The 18301-nt window shown below is 60.3% G+C and carries 18 protein-coding genes; 1 reads left to right on the forward strand and 17 read right to left on the reverse strand.

The annotated features are described in order from the left end of the window. The first annotated feature begins 1 nt into the window (after position 1). Positions 2-949 carry a hypothetical protein gene (locus OCV66_RS12865; protein ID WP_054326927.1) on the forward strand — a complete coding sequence of 316 codons (948 nt, stop codon included), beginning with the start codon at positions 2-4 and terminating at the stop codon, positions 947-949. Positions 950-1290: 341 nt separating this feature from the next. Here the strand turns inward: OCV66_RS12865 and eno are convergent, their stop codons facing one another. From eno to OCV66_RS12950, 17 genes are all read right to left on the reverse strand, one after another. Further along, positions 1291-2610 carry a phosphopyruvate hydratase gene (gene eno / locus OCV66_RS12870; RefSeq protein WP_054326928.1) on the reverse strand — a complete coding sequence of 440 codons (1320 nt, stop codon included), beginning with the start codon at positions 2608-2610 and terminating at the stop codon, positions 1291-1293. Positions 2611-2652: 42 nt separating this feature from the next. Continuing rightward, positions 2653-4365, reverse strand: coding sequence for a 2,3-bisphosphoglycerate-independent phosphoglycerate mutase (gene gpmI, locus OCV66_RS12875; RefSeq protein ID WP_147574492.1), 1713 nt, complete (start codon positions 4363-4365; stop codon positions 2653-2655). 115 nt (positions 4366-4480) lie between these two features. Further along, the gene (tpiA, locus tag OCV66_RS12880) at positions 4481-5251 is read right to left on the reverse strand and encodes a triose-phosphate isomerase (protein WP_054326931.1); all 771 of its coding nucleotides are present in this window, start codon (positions 5249-5251) and stop codon (positions 4481-4483) included. A gap of 224 nt (positions 5252-5475) precedes the next feature. Beyond that, entirely contained in the window at positions 5476-6666 is a 1191-nt protein-coding gene (locus tag OCV66_RS12885) for a phosphoglycerate kinase (RefSeq protein ID WP_147574493.1), read from the reverse strand. 215 nt (positions 6667-6881) lie between these two features. Then, positions 6882-7757: a DegV family protein gene (locus OCV66_RS12890; RefSeq protein WP_054326933.1), complete on the reverse strand. Its 876-nt coding sequence runs from the start codon at positions 7755-7757 to the stop codon at positions 6882-6884. A 10-nt stretch (positions 7758-7767) separates the two neighbouring features. Further along, complete coding sequence (gene trmL / locus OCV66_RS12895) at positions 7768-8253, reverse strand: tRNA (uridine(34)/cytosine(34)/5-carboxymethylaminomethyluridine(34)-2'-O)-methyltransferase TrmL (protein ID WP_054326934.1); 486 nt, start codon at positions 8251-8253, stop codon at positions 7768-7770. Positions 8254-8380: 127 nt separating this feature from the next. Further along, a complete protein-coding gene (locus OCV66_RS12900; protein ID WP_147574494.1) occupies positions 8381-9319 on the reverse strand; it encodes an anti-sigma factor in 939 nt (312 codons plus the stop codon). After that, positions 9228-9806: an RNA polymerase sigma factor gene (locus OCV66_RS12905; protein ID WP_054326937.1), complete on the reverse strand. Its 579-nt coding sequence runs from the start codon at positions 9804-9806 to the stop codon at positions 9228-9230. The genes OCV66_RS12900 and OCV66_RS12905 overlap by 92 nt, the downstream gene beginning before the upstream one ends. Positions 9807-9971: 165 nt before the next feature. Next, the gene (gene ribF, locus OCV66_RS12910) at positions 9972-10877 is read right to left on the reverse strand and encodes a riboflavin biosynthesis protein RibF (protein WP_054326938.1); all 906 of its coding nucleotides are present in this window, start codon (positions 10875-10877) and stop codon (positions 9972-9974) included. Between the two features lie 45 nt (positions 10878-10922). Continuing rightward, positions 10923-11840, reverse strand: coding sequence for a tRNA pseudouridine(55) synthase TruB (gene truB / locus OCV66_RS12915; RefSeq protein ID WP_147574495.1), 918 nt, complete (start codon positions 11838-11840; stop codon positions 10923-10925). Continuing rightward, positions 11827-12786, reverse strand: a complete 960-nt coding sequence (locus OCV66_RS12920) for a DHH family phosphoesterase (protein ID WP_147574496.1) — start codon at positions 12784-12786, stop codon at positions 11827-11829. Before OCV66_RS12920 ends, truB begins: the two co-directional genes overlap by 14 nt. Next, positions 12783-13154 (reverse strand): 30S ribosome-binding factor RbfA, encoded by a 372-nt coding sequence (gene rbfA, locus OCV66_RS12925; protein ID WP_054326942.1) that lies wholly within the window; start codon positions 13152-13154, stop codon positions 12783-12785. The genes OCV66_RS12920 and rbfA overlap by 4 nt, the downstream gene beginning before the upstream one ends. Before the next feature lie 108 nt (positions 13155-13262). After that, on the reverse strand, positions 13263-15626 hold the full coding sequence (infB, locus tag OCV66_RS12930; RefSeq protein WP_082396991.1) for a translation initiation factor IF-2: 2364 nt from the start codon (positions 15624-15626) through the stop codon (positions 13263-13265). 195 nt (positions 15627-15821) lie between these two features. Then, on the reverse strand, positions 15822-16307 hold the full coding sequence (locus OCV66_RS12935) for a L7Ae/L30e/S12e/Gadd45 family ribosomal protein (protein ID WP_107631619.1): 486 nt from the start codon (positions 16305-16307) through the stop codon (positions 15822-15824). Continuing rightward, positions 16297-16575 (reverse strand): RNase P modulator RnpM, encoded by a 279-nt coding sequence (rnpM, locus tag OCV66_RS12940; RefSeq protein ID WP_054326944.1) that lies wholly within the window; start codon positions 16573-16575, stop codon positions 16297-16299. The genes OCV66_RS12935 and rnpM overlap by 11 nt, the downstream gene beginning before the upstream one ends. 22 nt (positions 16576-16597) lie before the next feature. Next, complete coding sequence (gene nusA / locus OCV66_RS12945) at positions 16598-17662, reverse strand: transcription termination factor NusA (protein WP_107631618.1); 1065 nt, start codon at positions 17660-17662, stop codon at positions 16598-16600. An 18-nt stretch (positions 17663-17680) separates the two neighbouring features. Next, entirely contained in the window at positions 17681-18145 is a 465-nt protein-coding gene (locus OCV66_RS12950) for a ribosome maturation factor RimP (RefSeq protein WP_054326945.1), read from the reverse strand. Positions 18146-18301: the final 156 nt, after the last annotated feature.

Raw genomic sequence — 18301 nt, forward strand, 5'->3', positions numbered from 1 at the left:
TATGGCGAAAAACTACAAAGAGGATTTTGACTACTCGGAGGCTATCGCAAATACACAGGACGCGGGCAAACGTCAGGAGCTGCTCGCCGAACGCCAGAACAAGATTGATACGGAAGGGCTGGCGGGCAAGGTCGCATCCAACGAAGCGGTATCGACCTGGAACGGGAACTACCGCCCCTATTCGGTTTCGTCCGGCAGCAGCGGAGGCGGGGGCGGCGCCTCTGCCGGCGCCAGCGCGCTCAACCGGCTTTATGAAGCCGCCGAACAGGCCCGACTGAAACGCTTTGAAGCCGCGCGCGAGCGCATCGCGCAGCAGCTTGAACGAAATCTGGCTTCGATCGAGAGCGACTATACGGCCGGCATGGCGCAGACCGATATCAACGCGCGGCAATCCGTACTCTCCAACGAAGAAAAGCTGGCCGCGCTCGGCTTAAACATGGGCGCGCGGGGCTCCGCCGCTACTTCGGGTGCGGCCGAAACCAGCCGTATTTCGATCGACAACCAGTACCGCAGCGATCTCAACGCGCTGGGGCAGGCGCGTCTCAAGGCGCGCGCGGCCGCGCAGGACAGCGCCGCCGGGCAGGAAGCCGCGCTCGAAATCGACTACTATGCCGCTGCGGAAAGCGCCGCGCTCTCCCAGGCACAGGCGCAGCTCGCGCAGTTCAACGCGGATCGGGATTACAGCCTGTCGGTTGCCGGTCTGACCGGCTTTTTAAACGGCACCCCCACGCTGAACTGGCGCAATTACCAGCTCAGCGTGGACGACGCGGCGGACAGCGCACAGACGCAGGCCTTTGAGCAGGCGCTCAGCCGCTGGAAAACCAACGGCTATGTGCTGCAGCGCGACGCGGCGATCCTGGGTGTACCCGCGGGGACGCCGACCTCCGACGTAAGCTACCAAAACGCGAGCCTCGCCCTCCAGAAATGGAAAGCAGGCTATTGGTATTGATATCCAGTAAAAAAGCCGCACCCTTTGCCAAGGGCGCGGCTTTTTAGGAATGAAGAAGTGCGCGAATTTATGGATTGGACAAACCGACAGTCCTGCTGCCGCTGCCAATTGATTAGATTATCAAATTTTTACTGTGAATATGATAACACATTCCTCCACGCTCGTCAACCGTTTTGGTTTACAAATACTTGAAAAATTTCTTATATGTTGCCAATTTTCCGTATTTTCTGTAATTTACTGGAAAATTATAGTGTCTTTCTTCTTATAGGGAGAAGAAACCGTTCCATATAAAAATAAGCAGGCCGTCCGCTTGTTGCGGACGGCCTGCTATTAAGCCATTCTTACTTGTTCTTCAAGTTGAAGAAAGCATCCTTGCCCAGGTACTGCGCGACATCCTCGCCCAGCTCCTCTTCGATACGGAGCAGCTGGTTGTACTTGGCAACACGGTCGGTGCGGCTCGGCGCGCCGGTCTTGATCTGACCCGCGTTGAGCGCCACAGCGATGTCCGCGATGGTCGCGTCCTCGGTCTCGCCCGAACGGTGGGAAACAACGGCGGTGTAGCCCGCGCGGTTCGCCATCTGGATGGCGTCCAGGGTTTCGGTCAGGGAGCCGATCTGGTTGACCTTGATGAGGATGGAGTTGGCAACGCCCATGTCGATGCCCTTCTTGAGACGGGTGGTATTGGTTACAAACAGGTCGTCGCCGACAAGTTGGATCTTATCGCCCAGCGCCTTGGTCAGCATCTCCCAGCCTTCCCAGTCCTCTTCGGCCATACCGTCCTCAAGGGAGATGATCGGGTATTTCTCCGCGAAGTTCTTCCACATCTTAACGAGCTGCTGCTGGGTCATCTTCTTACCGGACTTCGGCTGGATATAGCACTTCTCCTCGTCGTTCCACCACTCGGAGGAAGCCGCGTCGATCGCGATCATGAAGTCCTCGCCCGGCTTGTAGCCAGCCTCTTCGATCGCCTTGACGATCACCTTGAGCGCGTCCTCGTCCTTCTTCAGGTTGGGCGCATAGCCGCCCTCGTCGCCTACGCCCGCAGCCGGAGTGCCGTTCTCCTTGAGGGTGCTCTTGAGCTGATGGAACACCTCAGCGCAGCGGCGCAGCGCCTCGCGGAAAGAGGGAGCGGAAACCGGCATAATCATGAATTCCTGGATCTCAACGTTGTTGGTCGCATGCGCGCCGCCGTTAAGAATGTTCATCATGGGCATCGGCAGGGTCTTGGCGTTGCAGCCGCCGATGTAGTTGTACAGCGGCAGGGAAAGCGCCTCGGCCGCCGCCTTGGCAACCGCCATGGAAACGCCCAGAATCGCGTTGGCGCCGAACTTGGTCTTGTTCGGGGTGCCGTCCGCCTCGATCATGGCCTTGTCGATGGCCTGCTGGTCGAGCGCATTCATGCCGATGATGGTTTCCGCGATCTCGCCGTTGACAGCGTCAACCGCCTTGAGGACGCCCTTGCCGTTATAGCGGGACTTGTCGCCGTCGCGCAGCTCGCAAGCCTCGAAGATGCCGGTGGAAGCGCCGGACGGAACGGCCGCGCGGCCCATATAGGCACCGGTGTCGCCCTCAACATAAACCTCGACCTCAACGGTCGGATTGCCGCGGGAGTCCATTACCTCACGGCCAAGCACATCAACGATTTCAATGTAGCCTTTCATAATTCATTCTCCTTTTTATATCAATTTTGGGGATACGCAGATTTATTTGGCGATCAGGCTGTGGCCGGTCATTTCTTCCGGCTGCTTGAGCCCCATCATTTCGAGCAGGGTGGGCGCAAGGTCAGCCAGCACGCCGCCCTCCATCAGCTTGCCCGCATGGCCGATCATCACGAGCGGCACCGGATTGGTGGAATGCGCGGTGAACGGGGTCGTACCGTCCGCGTCGAGCATCTGATCCACGTTGCCGTGGTCGGCCGTGATCAGGCACTGGCCGCCCATCTGCTGGATCGCGGCGACAACCTTGCCCACGCCGTCGTCCGTCGCCTCGACCGCCTTGACCGCAGCCTCGAACACGCCGGTATGGCCGACCATGTCGCAGTTGGCAAAGTTCAGGACGATCATATCATACTTGCCGGACAGGATGCGCTTTACGCACTCCTCGGTTACGGCAGGCTCGCTCATTTCCGGCTGGAGGTCATAGGTCGCAACCTTGGGGGACGGGATAAGCGCGCGGTCCTCGCCCGCATATTCCTTTTCCACGCCGCCGTTGAAGAAGAACGTGACATGCGCATACTTCTCGGTTTCGGCGATGCGCAACTGGGTCAGGCCCAAGTCGGAGATATATTCGCCGAAGGTATTCTTGAGGCTCTGCGGCTTGAACGCCACCTCAACGCCTACGATCGTCGCGTCATACTGCGTCATGCAGACGTAGTGAATGTTGCGGCGGTGGCGCGGGAAGCCCTGGAACTCATGATCCACAAACGCACGGGTGATCTCACGCGCGCGATCGGGACGGAAGTTGGCAAAGATAATCGCGTCGTCGTCTCGGACGGTCGCGCCCTCGGTTACGATGACCGGAACCACGAACTCGTCGGTCACGCCCGCATCATAGGAAGCCTGCATGGCTTCGTGCGCGGAGGCTGCATGCTCTCCGACGCCCTCGGCAATGGCGCTATAGGCTTTCTCGACACGCTCCCAGCGGTTGTCGCGATCCATCGCATAATAGCGGCCGGAAATCGTAGCAATACAGCCGACCTCAACCGCGTCGATCTTCGCCTGCAGACGGTCGATATATTCGATACCGGACTGCGGGGGCGTGTCGCGGCCGTCCATGAAGCAATGGAAGCACACCTTGCGCAGACCGTTGCGGCGCGCCAGCTCGAGCAGCGCGAACATATGGTCAATATGCGAGTGTACGCCGCCATCGGACAGCAGGCCGAAAATATGCAGGGTGGAATTAAACCACTTGCACTGGTTGATTGCGCTCATGAGCGCTTCGTTGGTGAAAAAGTCGCCGTCCTGGATGGCCTTGGTGATGCGGGTCAGCTCCTGATAAACGATACGGCCCGCGCCGATGTTGGTGTGGCCGACCTCGGAGTTGCCCATCTGCCCGTCCGGCAGGCCGACGTCCAAGCCGGAGGCGCCGATATACGTCATCGGGTTTTCTGCAAAGATCTTGTCCAAGTTGGGGGTGTTCGCAGCCTCGATCGCGTTACCGCTCTTTTCGTCGCGGTGGCCAAAACCATCCATGATAATCAGCGCGGTCGGCTTTTTCGGGCCGGAGGCTTTCTTTGCTGCCGTTTTGCGGGCCGCGGGCTTCTTAGCCGCCGGTTTTTTTGCCGGGGTCTTCTTCTCCGCAGCGGCTGCGGTTGGCTTAGCGGCCGTCTTTCTCGCCGCCGGCTTTTTCGCTGCGGCCTTTTCCACGACAGGCGCCGTTTCCGCAGCCTCCTTGGCGGAGGAAACTTCTTTTTTCATAGCTAAAGCTCCTTTGGCAGAAGTGGGATGAAAGGGGACAACGATCGATATCGATGCCCCCCTCCGCGGTAACGGCGGGGGGGAAGCAGCCGCTTCCCACGCCGTATTCCTTATCTTATTGATTGGCTGCTTCCACGATGGTCGCGAAATCAGCGCTCTTCAGGGAGGCGCCGCCGATCAGGCCGCCGTCAACGTCGGGCTGGGCCAGCAGCTCGGCCGCGTTCTTGGCGTTCATCGAGCCGCCGTACTGGATGGTGATGCCGCGGGCCGCCCGCGCGCCGTACTTCTCGCGCAGGCAGTCGCGGATCGCGCCGCAGACCTCGCCCGCCTGCTCGGCGGTAGCGGTCTTACCGGTGCCGATCGCCCAGATCGGCTCGTAAGCGATGACAACCTTTTTGATATCCTCAACAGCAACGCCCTGCAGGGCGATCTTGATCTGCTTACGGATAACCTCCATGGTCACGTCCTGCTCGCGCTCAGTGAGCGACTCGCCGACGCACAGGATCGGGCGCAGGCCGTTCTCCAGCGCGACGAGGACTTTCTTGTTGCAGGCTTCGTCGGTCTCGTTGAAGTACTGGCGGCGCTCGGAGTGCCCGATGATCACATACTTCACGCCCAGCTCCTTGAGCATATCGGCAGAAATCTCGCCGGTGAACGCGCCGGACTTCTCAAAATGCATATTCTCCGCGCCAATGGCGATCTTGGAGCCCTTGGCAGCCTTTACTGCGACCTGAATATCGGTAAACGGCACGCAAAGAACCATCTCACACCACTTGGTCTTGGAAAGCAGCGGCTTCATCTCCTCGATAAGCGCCTTGGCTTCCGCCGGCGTCTTGTTCATTTTCCAGTTGCCGGCAATGATGGTCTTACGGTATCTGCGATTCATGTTGGTTTTACCCCTTTCAAATTTCGGACGGCGGATCCGTCCTGATCGGTTATGTATTTATACGGGGCATCGCGCGAACGCCCCGGTATAAGCACATTTCCGCACCGCACACATCCCATGCGCAGCGCGCATTTTCCACAGGAAAGCGCCGGCCCGCGGCGCCCTCCGCAAAAACCCGCGGCAGGCGCGTGGGTTTTCACATTACCCCTTTCGGCTGAGGGAGCTTACTTATCCAGCAGGCAGGCGATGCCCGGCAGCTCCAGCCCCTCCAGGAACTCCAGCGAAGCGCCGCCGCCGGTGGAGATGTGGGTCATCTTGTCCGCAAAGCCAAGCTTTTCAACCGCCGCCGCGGAGTCGCCGCCGCCGATGATGGAAACCGCGCCGGACGCAGCGATCGCCGCCGCAACCGCCTTGGTGCCGGCCGCAAAGGTGTCGAACTCGAATACGCCCATCGGGCCGTTCCAAACAACCGTGCCAGCGTTCTTCACCGCGTCCGAGAACAGCTCAACGGTCTTGGGGCCGATGTCCATGCCCATCATGTTGTCCGGCAGTTGGCCTGCCTCGTAAACAACCGGCTCCGCGTCCGCGCCAAAGTGATCGCCGCAAACGGTGTCGATCGGCAGCAGGAGCTTGACACCCTTATCCTCCGCCTTCTTGATCAGGCCGAGCGCGAGATCGAGCTTATCCTCCTCGCACAGCGAGGTGCCGATCTTGCCGCCCTGCGCCTTGGAGAATGTATAGGCCATGCCGCCGCCGATAATGACGGTATCGCACTTATCGATCAGGTTGTTGATAACGTTGATCTTGTCGGAAACTTTCGCGCCGCCCAGGATGGCGACGAACGGACGGGCCGGATCGGAAAGCGCTTTGCCCATGATGGAGATTTCCTTGTTGATCAGGAAGCCGCACACGGCCGGCAGGTAATCCGCGATGCCGGCGGTGGAGGCATGGGCGCGGTGCGAGGTGCCGAACGCGTCGTTGACGTAGATCTCGGCCATATCGGCAAACGCCTTGGCAAGCTCCGGATCATTCTTGGTTTCGCCCTTTTCAAAGCGGACGTTCTCCAGCAGGATGGCTTCTCCGGGCTTGACCGCCGCGGCAAGCCGATTGGCGTCCTCGCCGACAACGTCCTTCGCCAGCTTGACGTCAATGCTGAGCAGTTCGCTCAGGCGCGCCGCGACCGGCGCCAGCGAATACTTCATATTGACCTCGCCCTTCGGACGGCCGAGGTGCGAGCAAAGGATAACAGCCGCGTTGTGGTCCAGCAGGTACTTGATCGTCTCCAGGGACGCACGGATACGCTTGTCATCGGTGATATTGCCGTTTTCGTCCTGCGGGACGTTGAAATCGCAGCGAACGATGACCTTTTTGCCATTTACGTCGATGTCTTCGACACTCTTTTTGTTGTACTGCATAAAATATACCTCTCCTTAAGATATAAATATTGCGACACGGATCAAAATCGCGGCGTTCTCTAAAAGAATTCCGCTTCCAAGACCAAATTATACTCGTTTTTCCGGTATCCCGCAAGCAAATTTACGAAAAACCTTACATTTTGGCAATCTTTTAGAGGATTTTTGCGTTTTTCCTCAAAATATTGTGAAATATTAAACAATATGCCCAATCCGGTTCAGTTTCGGGCCTGTCCGTAAAACGCGACCGCCAGGGCCTGCGGGCCGGTATTCGTGATAACCGAGGGGCCGATCGGGCTGCGGCAGACCTGTTTGAAGCCGATTTCCGTCAGCAGACGCTTTTCCAGCTCGTCGATGCGCTCCGCGGGTACATCACCGTACAGCAGGAGCGCGGTCTGCTTTTCCGGCTGCTGCACACGGCCGGACACCTTTTTAATCAGGCCCGACACCAGCGCCTTTTCCCCGCGCACCTTGTCGCATACCGTAACCGCGCCGCCGTACACATGGCTGATCGGCTTGAGCCCGAGCGCTTCCCCGACAAACGCCGCGCCGCCCGAAATGCGGCCCGACCGCTTGAGGTGCGCCAGGCTATACACGCCCAGATAAGCCTCCACCCGCTTGAGCCGGCTGCGCACCACGCCCGCGATCGCCTCAAAGCTGTCTCCCTGGTCGCGCAGGCGGGCGGCCAGCACGACGATATGCCCGTAAATATAGGTGTAGGTCGCGGAGTCGATGATCTCGATCCGCATGCCACTTCCATATTCCTCCTCAAACATCGAACGGGCGAGACAGGCGGCCTGACAGGTACCCGACCCTTTCCCGTTGATCAGAACGCCCAGCACATGAGTGCAGCCGCGTTCAAACGCGCGCCGGTAGGAATCCAGGAACTGCGCGGGCGTGACCATCGAGGTTGCCGGAACCTCACGGCTGGTTTGCAGCAGCTTCCAGTACTCCTCGGCGGTGATGTCGTAATACTCGCGGAACGCGCGCCCCTCATGCGTCAGCGTGATCGGGACGACCTCTATCCCATAGGCATCCACCTGCGCCTGCGGGATATCCGCGGAAGAATCGGTCAGAATGTGTATCTTTTCCATAAACGCTCCCTCACTCCTGCGGGAAAGGCCCCGCCAGCCTCAGGTTTTCAAAGCCGGTCTGCCGCAGCGCCTCGAACACGATCACGGCGACCGAGTTGGACAGGTTTAGGCTTCGCGCGCCCTCGCGCATGGGAATGCGCACGCACCGCTCCGGATGCGCGACGAGCAGGCTTTCCGGCAGCCCCTTTGTCTCCTTGCCGAACAGCAGGTAATCCCCGTCCCGATACGCCGCCTCGTGATAGGCGTGCGGCGCTTTGGTCGTGGCGTAAAAATAACGCCCGCCCGGGTTTCGGGCAAAGAACTCATCCAGGTTTTTATACATACGGACGTCGAGCAGATGCCAGTAATCCAGGCCCGCACGCTTCATCCGCTTATCGTCAATCGCAAAGCCGAGCGGCTCGACCAGGTGCAGCACGCAGCCCGTCGCCGCGCAGGTGCGGGCGATGTTGCCCGTGTTCTGCGGGATCTCCGGCTCAACCAGAACAATATGCAGCATGGCACTCCCTCATAAAAACAAACTACTTTTTTATTGTATGGGATGCACCGTTTTTTTTCAAGCAGTTTACCTGTTTTTCTGCAAAAATTATCCCCCGATCCGAAAGATCGGGGGATAAACCGCCACGTTATTCCATTTCCGCGTATACGCCGTAGAGATAGCCCTGCTCTTTGGCCTGCTCGTCGGTGAGTACCTCGCCGGTGGGCTGCGGGCCACTCTCATCGTCCGGATACCATACGCCCAGCTTGCCGGTGTGCAGCGTGAGCGTCTGGGTATCGCTCGTGCCGTCGGCAAAGGTGACGGTGACCGTCAGGGTCGCGCCGTCGAACTCGTCTATACGGGCGTGCCACGCGTCGCGCAGGTCGGTATCGTCCGCCATATCGACCGGCTGAGGCTCGCCCCAGAAGCCGTAGCTCACGTTCGCGTCATAGTCCGCGACAAAGCCGTTCTCCACGCGGTAGCTGGCGTCCACCCACCACCGTTTTTTTTCCGGTTCTGACTGCACCATGATATCGTCCGCATCCGCTGTGGGCGCATAGGTGCCCATCATGATCGCCTGTACGTCGGCCTCGTTGATTTCCAGCCGCTCGGTCCGGTACAGACCGCCCTTGTCAACCGACGCGCTGACCGTTTCGATATTGTCGCCCGTCACCCGGAACAGGCAACCGCTGAAAAAACCCTTGGTCGGGCTGTCCGCACCTCCGCCAGCGAAATCAAACGCAATCTTGCTGTCTTTCGGCGCGATAGTCTCGCCCGTGTCCGCGGCATAAGCCACGATGCCGAACGAGTTGGCCACCACTCCGGCGACCGCCTCGTCCGCGCTCTGCCCGCCCTGTATTCGCCACAGGGCCGAGCCGCCCAGAACCACGCCGAACGCACACGCCGCTGCCAAAATGCGTTTTACCATGCCGAAGCTGCGGCGCGGCGCCGGCGCCAGGTGCTGCGGCGCGGCCTGCCCCTCCCCGCGGCGCTCCTCACGCGCGGCCGCCAGGGTACGCTGCTTCAGCGCCTCCGGCGCTTTTATGCTTTTCATCTGCTCCCATTCGTTCCGGTTGTTCTTCTTCATCGTCCATTCCCTCCAGATCCAGTTTGAGTTGTTTACGCGCCCGATGGAGCCGCGTGCGCACGGTTGCCGGCCTGCATCCGACCAGCGGCGCGATTTCTTCCGTCCTGTAGCCCTCTACATAGTGCAGGTGTATCACGGTCCGCAGTTCATCCGGCAGCCGCGCGACCGCATGCCACAGGTCGGCCTGGTCGGTATCCTCCGGCGCAGCCGCGTCCGGCGCGGCTTCGAGCGGCGCGGTGCGGCGGAACCACGCCGAACGCCGCAGGTCGCTGCACCGGTTGAGCGTGACCCGAATCAGCCAGGCCTTCAAATGCTCCTCATCCCGAAAATCAGTCGTGTCGCGCAGCAGCCGGAGAAACACCTCCTGATAAACGTCCTCCGCATCCGCGCGGCTTCCCATGCGGCACAGCGCCAGCCGGTAAACGGCGTCGCCGCAGGCTTCCATCGCCTCGCACAGGAATGCGTCGGAGCGCAGCTTTGTTTGCATGGCGTCCTCTCCTCCTTTCTGTAAACAACACGTCCCCAGGCAGGGAATTGTTCTCTACCATTATAACAGATTTCAAAAAAAGACGGGATGGCAAATCCATCCCGTCTTTTCCACCCGCCGCGCGGCGGGCAATTTTATGCCATGCTTCCGTCTCCTGGCGCCCGCTTATTCCGCGAAGTAGGCGCGCGTCTGCCGCACATTCTCCTCGATCGCCGCGCGCAGCTCTTCCGCCGACGCAAACTGCTTTTCCGGCCGCAGGAACTTATGCAGCTCGACATGGATCATCCGGCCGTACAGGTCGCCCGCGAAATCCAGCAGGTGCGGCTCGATGGTCGGCGTACCGCTATCCAGGAACGTGGGCTTGACGCCGATATTGGTCGCCGCGATGTGGCTTTCCCCGCCCACCAGCACGCGCGTCGCATAAACGCCGTACGGCGGCAGCGCCATCTCGCCCGGCAGACGCAGGTTAACGGTCGGCACGCCCAACACGCTCGTCCCCACCTTGCGACCATGCTCGACCACGCCGGTCACTGTATACGGATGGCCAAGGAAACGCGCGGCCGTTTCCATATCGCCCTGGGAAATGAGCTGACGGATATAGGTGGAGGACACCACGATCCCGTCCATCTTGACATCGTCGACGCAGTCGTAGCCGATGCCGGCCTTTTCACATTCCTCCGCCATACCGGCGGCGTTGCCCCGCCCCTTATAACCAAAGCGGTTGTTCCGGCCGGAAATGATCCAAGCCGCGTGGAACTGCTCGATCAGCACCTTATGGATAAAGTCGCGCCAGTCCATATGCTGCATCTTCTCGTCAAAATGAATGAAGATTACCTCGTCCACGCCGCCGAGCTTTTTGATCTCCTCCCGCCGGTAAGCGTCCGCCGTGATCAGCGGCACCTGGCGCCCCAGCACAACCGAATCCGGATGGACGTCGAACGTGCATACCGCGCTCACGCCGCCGATCTGTCTGGCGCGCTCCACCGCGCGCTCCATCAACGCCCGATGCCCCAGATGCACCCCGTCGAAATAACCCAGCGCGATCGCGCGCGGCTTTTGAAATTCTTGCATGGGAAACCCTCCCTGAAAAAGCGGCCGCTGCCGGCCCGCGTTTTTTCATCCAAAATTTTTATAGACAAACAGGCCCAGCCCGCCTTTATCGAGTGTCCTTACCTGGCCGAGCATCAAAAAACGCGCCCCGTGGTACACGCGGCACAGCGCGCCCGCTGTTTCGGGCATCCCCTGCGCCATGCGCGGGAATACCACCGCGCCGCGCGCGATGCGTTCCGCGCCCTCGCCCGTCAGCCGCACAGCCGGATGCAGGGGGAACAGGCTGTCGGTCGGTAGCAAAAGCGTTTGCGCCGCACCATTCGCCGCCGCGCGCTCGACCTGGCTGAAGCCGCGGCACTCCCGCAGCGTATAGGCGCCCGATCGGGTGCGCGTCAGGCTGTGCATGACCGCCAGCGTACCAAGCGCTTCGCCCAGGTCGTTGATGAGCGTGCGCACATAAGTACCCTTGCTGACCGTCAGCCGCAGCATGCCCTTCTGGGCGTGCTCGTCAAACTCCAGCAGATCGATCGCGTGGACGGTGATGTCGCGCGCCGGACGCTCGACCGCCTTCCCCCTGCGGGCCAGGTCATACAGCTTCTGCCCGTTCACCTTGACCGCCGAATACATGGGCGGCACCTGCTTCTGCGACCCAAGGAAGCGGCCTGCCGCCTGCTCGACCGCATCCCGTGCGGCGCAGCGGCCGCTGACCTGCAGCGTCCCGCCGGTCACATCCTGCGTGTCCGTATTATAGCCGAGCGTAAAGCCCGCGATATATTCCTTATCCTGCGCGGCCGCGAAATCCGCCGCCCTAGTCGCACCGCCGACAAATACCGGCAGCACGCCGGTCGCCAGTGGGTCGAGCGTGCCGCCGTGGCCGATCCTGCGCGTGTGCAGGATGCCGCGCAGCTTGGCCACCACGTCGTGCGAGGTAAAGCCCTGCGGCTTATCCATCAGCAGGATGCCGTTCAGCTCACTGTTTGGCATGGAACTGCTCCCTCGCGGCGGTCAGGATGGCGGCTTTCGCCTCCTCCATTCCACAGTCCAAGCTTGCGCCGGCCGCGCGGATGTGGCCGCCGCCGCCGCACTTTTTGCAGATCGCTGCGGCGTCCATCTCCTTGGTCGTGCGGACGGACACCTTGACCGTCCCGTCTCGGTTTTCAGTCAGTGTAATGCCGATCTGCACGCCCTCAATCTGCCGCGTGAGCGAAGCAATCGAATCCAGGTCGTCCATATCCGCGCCCGTGCGGTCGATATCCGTGCGCCACAGCAGCGCAACCGCGACCGCGCCGTCCTCAAAGAACTCCATCGTGTCGAACACGATGCGCTCCATCTGGAAGCGCGGCATGGATTTGGTCTCAAACAGCACACGGTTGATCTCACCCCCATCGATCCCCGCAGTCAGGCAAGCCGCCGCTACCGCATGGGTATGCGCGGTCGTGTTGGAAAACTTGAAGCAGCCTGTATCCGTGGACACGCCGATGTAGATGCATTCCGCGATATCCCTGGTGAACCGCACGCCCAGCGCGGCCAGCACATCATACAGCACCTCGGCGCAGCCGCCCGCGTCCGGACGGATCAGGTTTTTGGCGCCAAAGCCCGAATTCGAGCGGTGATGGTCGATCACCAGATCGACCTTTCCCTTATACTGCTCCGCCGTATCCGGAAACAGCTTTTCCTCCGCGATATCGACGGATACAATATACGCAAAGTTAAAATCGCTCGTCGGATAACAAGGTATAATCAGCGGTGCATACCGCTTGGTGATCTCCGGATTCTCCAGAATATACGCGGTCTTGCCGAGCTGCCGCAGCCCGCGGCACAGCGCCCCCGCGCAACCGGCGGTATCGCCGTCCGGGCGGCGGTGCGTCAGGATCAGGATGTTGTCCGCGCCCTGCAGCGCCGCGGCGGCGCCCGCAACGTCCACGGTCATGCGCGGTCCTCCTCCCCGAGCTTGCCCTCGCTTTTCAGCTCGTGCAGCAATTCCGAGATATGCGCGCCATGCGTGATCGAGTTGTCCAGTTCAAACACCAGCTCGGGCGCGTAACGGAGCTGTACCTTATGCCCAACCTCGCGCCGCAGCCAACCCGCAGCGGATTTCAGGCCTTTCATGACCTCTTTCGCCTGCTGCTCGCTGCCAAGCACGGAAATAAAGCACTTGGCATAGCGCAGGTCGTTTGTGACCTCACAGTGTACGACCGAAACCAGCCCGTTCTGCACCCGCGGGTCCTTGACCGAGCGAATCGCCTCGGCCAGCGCCTTGCGCACCTCTTCCGAAATGCGGTCGATTCGTGTAGACATGGTGTAACGTCCTCCTTTGCCTGAGGATGAATGGAAAAATGGCGCGCGGAAAATGAAGCTGCCCCTTACGGCTTCGGCTCCATTCTCCATCGTCCCTTTTCAATTATCTTACGGTTTGACCTCTTCCATGACGAAGCATTCAATTACGTCATTTTCCTTGATGTCGTTATAGTTTTCGATGCTCATGCCGCATTCATACCCGGAAGCAACTTCCTTGACGTCGTCCTTGAAGCGCTTGAGGGTGTTCAGATGGCCCTCGTGGAATACGATGCCGTCACGCACCACACGCACCTCAGCGTTGCGCTGGATCTTGCCATCCTGCACATAGCAGCCCGCAACAGCGCCCGCGCCCGTAATCTTGAACACCTGGCGCACCTCGGCATGGCCGAGCACGACTTCCTTGAACTTGGGTTCGAGCATGCCCTTCATGGCCTGCTCCATCTCCTCGATCGCGTCGTAAATAACGCGGTACATGCGCATATCCACGCCCTGCTGCGCGGCGGAATCGGTTGCCGTGCGATCCGGACGCACGTTGAAGCCGACGATGATCGCGCCGGACGCCGCGGCCAGCATCACGTCGGACTCGTTGATCGCGCCGACCGCGCCGTGGATAACCTTGACGCGGACCTCGTCGTTCGACAGCTTCTCCAGCGACGAGCGGATCGCCTCGACCGAGCCCTGCACGTCAGCCTTGACGATGATGTTCAGCTCCTTCATCTCGCCCTCCTGGATGGAGGCGAACAGGTTGTCGAGCGTGACCTTATGGAACTGCTTGTTGCGTTCTTCCTTTTCCTTATCCTTACGCTGCTCGACCAACTCACGCGCCATCTTCTCGTCGTCCACCGCATCGAAGATATCACCCGCGCCCGGCACCTCGGCCAGACCGATGATCTCGACCGGCACGGACGGGCCGGCCTCCTGAATCCGCTTCCCGTCGTCGTTGGTCATGGCGCGCACACGGCCGACCGCCTTACCCGCGATGACCGTATCGCCCGTGTGCAACGTGCCGTTCTGTACAAGCAACGTTGCGACCGGACCGCGGCCCTTGTCGAGCTTGGCTTCGATGACCGTGCCGTGCGCTTTGCGGTTGGGGTTGGCCTTGAGATCCGCGACCTCCGCGGTCAGAAGCACCATCTCGAGCAGGTTCTCGATGCCCTGGCCGAACTTGGCCGAAATATTGCACACGATCGTATCGCCGCCCCACTCCTCAGGTACGATCTCATATTCGGTGAGCTGCTGGAGTACACGGTCCGGATTGGCGCCCTGCTTATCGATCTTGTTGACCGCCACGATGATCGGCACATTCGCCGCCTTGGCGTGGTTGATCGCCTCGATGGTCTGCGGCATCACGCCGTCGTCCGCCGCCACGACCAGAATGGCGATATCGGTTACCTGCGCGCCGCGGGCGCGCATGGAGGTGAACGCCGCGTGGCCCGGGGTGTCCAGGAAGGTGATCGGCTTGCCGTCCACCGCGACACGGTACGCGCCGATATGCTGGGTGATGCCGCCGGCCTCGCCCTCAGTCACCTTGGTCTTGCGGATGGCGTCGAGCAGCGAGGTCTTGCCGTGGTCAACGTGACCCATCACGACCACAACCGGATCGCGCGGCACGAGATCCTCCTCGCGGTCCTCGCTCTCGTCAAACAGTCGCTCCTCGATGGTAATATGGACCTCTTTTTCGACCTTGCAGCCCATTTCCTCCGCCACGATCGCCGCGGTGTCAAAGTCGATAATCTCCGAAATAGATGCCATCACGCCCAGCTTGATCAGACCCTTGATTACATCCGCCGCGGTGCGCTTCATGCGGCTGGCCAGCTCGCCGACCGAGATCTCATCCGGTATCATAACCTTGACCGGTATCTTCTTGAGAGCCGCCATCTGCTGCTGGCGCTGGAGGCGCTTCATCTTCTCCTGCTCCTCCTGCCGGCGCTTATTGCCGAACGGCTTGGCGCGCTGGTCAGCCTTTTTGGTCAGCTTCTGCTTCTTCTGGCCGCGGGACTCCATACGCTCCGCCTTGGCATCCACCAGCTTGTCGATACGCTCGTCATATTTATCCAGGTTGACGTCTCCCGCGCCGCGGGTATCGATGCGGTGTACCTGCTTGACCTTGGTCGAAGCAGCGGGCGCGGCCTTGCTTTCCTCTTTCTTTCCTGCCTCCGGCTTGGCAGACACCGGCTGCTGGGCTGCCTGCGGCTGTCTGGCGAGCTTCTCCTCCGCTTTCGGCCGGTCGCCGGACGGGGCTGCGGCGGTCTGCCGCGCCGCCATCTGCGCGTTCAGGGTCTCCTCCATGTTGTTTACCTGATGGTGCTGCGTCATATACTCGAAAATGACGGACAGCTCCTGATCGCTCAGCACCTGCATATGGTTTTTCGGGGTGGTGCAGTATTGGGTCAGGATCTCGGTAATCTCCTTTGTGGCGGCGCCAAAATCCTTTGCAACCTCATGCACCCGATATTTATTCTCTATTGCCATGGGCAACTCCTCCTAAAAGAAATTTCGGTTGAAAACACGTTTTCAATCGAGTAAGATGTGCCGCGCATGGCGCGAACACCTCTTATGCGCTGTTTTACGCGCCGCCACACGGCACACAAAACAGCTTTCTGATATCAAAATCGTGATACAGGCTCCCGATTTTGATGGCAAACGCCGCTTTGCGGGGGTTGCCTATTAGAATACGCGCTTTGCGCGTGGGCTTTTGTTCGCTTTGCGCGGGGCGCTGCCTGCGCGGCGCGGCGGCTGCGCCGCCTGAGACTGCGAGGCGCGGGGCTTCTTTTTGCCCCGGCGCGACTGGATGCGCGCGTTTTTTTCCGCAAGCTGCGCGGATACGTCCGCATAGCCGCTGTCCTGCGCCGCGAGCCGCTGCACCGCCGCGGACGCCAGGCCGATATCGGTCACTGCGCATACCGCGCAGCCGCCCTTGCCGATCGCAGCGCCCAGCGTCTGCTTATCCACCGGCAGGACGAGAAACGGTACGTTTGCGCGTTCGGCATAAAACGCGGCCTTCTTCGCCGTACTCTCGCCGGCATCTGATGCAGCCATCACGCAGCGGGCCTTTTTCTCCATGCAGGCCTCGCGCACCAGCTCGTCGCCGAACGCCAGCTTGCCGGCGCGCCGCGCCAGCCCCAGCATCCGGAGGACGGGATCATTCATCATGCGCGCCCTCCTCCATCTGCTTTTCCAGCGCGCTGTACACGTCCTCCGGCACCTCGACCGAAAGCGCACGTTCGATCGCGCGGCTCTTGCGCGCTTTTTTCAGGCACTCCGGCCTGCTGCACAGATAGGCGCCGCGCCCCGGCGCTTTCCCCCTGAAGTCCAGCGAAAGCGCACCCTCCGGTGAACGCACCACGCGGATCAGCTCGCGCTTGGGAAACATTTCGCGGCAGCCGAGGCATTGCCGCATGGGAACCTTTTTCTGTACCATATTCTGCCGCACCCCCGTTTTGTTATTCGCCCTGTGATTCCGGAGCGATGTCAATTTTGCAGCCGGTCAGCTTGGCGGCAAGGCGGGCGTTCTGCCCCTCCTTGCCGATGGCGAGCGAAAGCTGGTCGTCCGGTACAATCACGCGGCAGGACTTGTTGTCCGCCTGCACAGACGCGGAGATCACGTCAGCGGGGGCGAGCGCTGCGGAAACGAACTGCGCCGTATCCTCACTCCACTTGATGATATCGATTTTTTCACCGTTCAGCTCGCCGGTGATGTTGGCGACGCGCGCGCCGCGCGTACCCACGCATGCGCCGATCGGATCGACGTTCTCGTCGTGCGATGTAACCGCGATCTTGGTGCGGTTGCCCGCTTCACGCGCGATCGACTTGACCTCAACCACGCCGGAATGGATTTCCGGCACCTCAAGCTCAAACAGGCGCTTGACCAGGCCCGGGTGCGTGCGCGATACCACGACCTGCGGACCGCGCGTGCCGCGGCGCACTTCGATCAGGTATACCTTGACGCGCTGCCCTTCGGCAAGCTGCTCCCCGCGCACCTGCTCAGAAGCGGCTAGGACTGCTTCGCTCTTTTCGCCGCCCGAAACCACGTCCAGATACGCGTTGCCCGAGCGGGGGTCGATACGGGCGATCACGCCGGTCAGGATCTCATGCTCCTTGCTCTCAAACTCCGAGATCACCATGCCGCGCTCCGCTTCACGGATGCCCTGGATAATGACCTGCTTGGCGGTCTGCGCCGCGATGCGGCCGAACGACTTGGTCGGGATGTCAATATCTATGATATCGCCCACCATGGGATTGTTCTTATACTCGGCCGCCTCCTCGAGTGTGATCTCCTCATACGGCTCATAGAGGTCCTCCGCCTTGACGACCGTTTTGCGCACATACATGCGGATGGTCTTTTTATCCCGATCCGGTTCAACGAACACATTGTCCGTCATCCCGTCGTTGTCGCGCTTGTAAGCAGTAATCAAAGCCTGGCCCACGCGGTCGAGCATGTAATCGACCGGTATCCCCTTTTCCTTTTCGAGCTGCTCCAGCGCGTCAAAAAATTCTGCGTTCACCATTTTTTCCGGTTCATCTCCTTAAATTTCAACCGCAAGTCGCACCGCGGCTATATCTTTGGGTTCATAAACAGTCTGCTGCCCGCCGCTCTCCAGCGTCACGCAGCCGTTATCATAGGCAACGAGGGTGCCTTCCGTCTGCTTTGCGCCGTTTACAGGCTTATAAAAGCCGAGTTCGACCGGATGGCCGATAAACGCCGCGAAATGCTCCGGCCGCTTGAGTCGTCTCGACAACCCCGCCGAGGAAACGCACAGCGTATAGGACGGCATATCGTCGAATTCCTTTTCATCCAGCATGGGGTCGAGCGCGCGCGAAACCTGCTCGCACTGGTCGATCTGCACGCCCTCCGGATGATCGACGGTCACGGTCAGCATATACCGGCCGCCCTCCTTTTCAAATTCCACGTCCCACAGGGAAACGCCGGCCTGCTCGCACAAGGGCTTTACCAACTCTTCCACACGGGCGACGATCTGCTTTGCCTGCAAAGCCGTCCCTCCTTTTCCGATTTCTCTCAAGCAAAGCGTAAGGAGTGGCTTTCGCCACTCCTTACGGTTACTTCTTACTTAACGACAGTAGTATAGCACGAAATCCCGCACATTGCAAGGGGTTTCTGTGTTTTTCTTTTCTGTTTGAAGATATTT

Source organism: Agathobaculum ammoniilyticum (genome assembly GCF_025567315.1).
Classification (GTDB): domain Bacteria; phylum Bacillota; class Clostridia; order Oscillospirales; family Butyricicoccaceae; genus Agathobaculum; species Agathobaculum ammoniilyticum.

Coding starts and splice junctions, on each gene's coding strand:
- OCV66_RS12865 (WP_054326927.1), top strand. CDS start 2: ATGGCGAAAAACTACAAAGAGGATTTTGACTACTCGGAGGCTATCGCA.
- eno (WP_054326928.1), bottom strand. CDS start 2,610: ATGAAAGGCTACATTGAAATCGTTGATGTGCTTGGCCGTGAGGTAATG.
- gpmI (WP_147574492.1), bottom strand. CDS start 4,365: ATGAAAAAAGAAGTTTCCTCCGCCAAGGAGGCTGCGGAAACGGCGCCT.
- tpiA (WP_054326931.1), bottom strand. CDS start 5,251: ATGAATCGCAGATACCGTAAGACCATCATTGCCGGCAACTGGAAAATG.
- OCV66_RS12885 (WP_147574493.1), bottom strand. CDS start 6,666: ATGCAGTACAACAAAAAGAGTGTCGAAGACATCGACGTAAATGGCAAA.
- OCV66_RS12890 (WP_054326933.1), bottom strand. CDS start 7,757: ATGGAAAAGATACACATTCTGACCGATTCTTCCGCGGATATCCCGCAG.
- trmL (WP_054326934.1), bottom strand. CDS start 8,253: ATGCTGCATATTGTTCTGGTTGAGCCGGAGATCCCGCAGAACACGGGC.
- OCV66_RS12900 (WP_147574494.1), bottom strand. CDS start 9,319: ATGAAGAAGAACAACCGGAACGAATGGGAGCAGATGAAAAGCATAAAA.
- OCV66_RS12905 (WP_054326937.1), bottom strand. CDS start 9,806: ATGCAAACAAAGCTGCGCTCCGACGCATTCCTGTGCGAGGCGATGGAA.
- ribF (WP_054326938.1), bottom strand. CDS start 10,877: ATGCAAGAATTTCAAAAGCCGCGCGCGATCGCGCTGGGTTATTTCGAC.
- truB (WP_147574495.1), bottom strand. CDS start 11,840: ATGCCAAACAGTGAGCTGAACGGCATCCTGCTGATGGATAAGCCGCAG.
- OCV66_RS12920 (WP_147574496.1), bottom strand. CDS start 12,786: ATGACCGTGGACGTTGCGGGCGCCGCCGCGGCGCTGCAGGGCGCGGAC.
- rbfA (WP_054326942.1), bottom strand. CDS start 13,154: ATGTCTACACGAATCGACCGCATTTCGGAAGAGGTGCGCAAGGCGCTG.
- infB (WP_082396991.1), bottom strand. CDS start 15,626: ATGGCAATAGAGAATAAATATCGGGTGCATGAGGTTGCAAAGGATTTT.
- OCV66_RS12935 (WP_107631619.1), bottom strand. CDS start 16,307: ATGATGAATGATCCCGTCCTCCGGATGCTGGGGCTGGCGCGGCGCGCC.
- rnpM (WP_054326944.1), bottom strand. CDS start 16,575: ATGGTACAGAAAAAGGTTCCCATGCGGCAATGCCTCGGCTGCCGCGAA.
- nusA (WP_107631618.1), bottom strand. CDS start 17,662: ATGGTGAACGCAGAATTTTTTGACGCGCTGGAGCAGCTCGAAAAGGAA.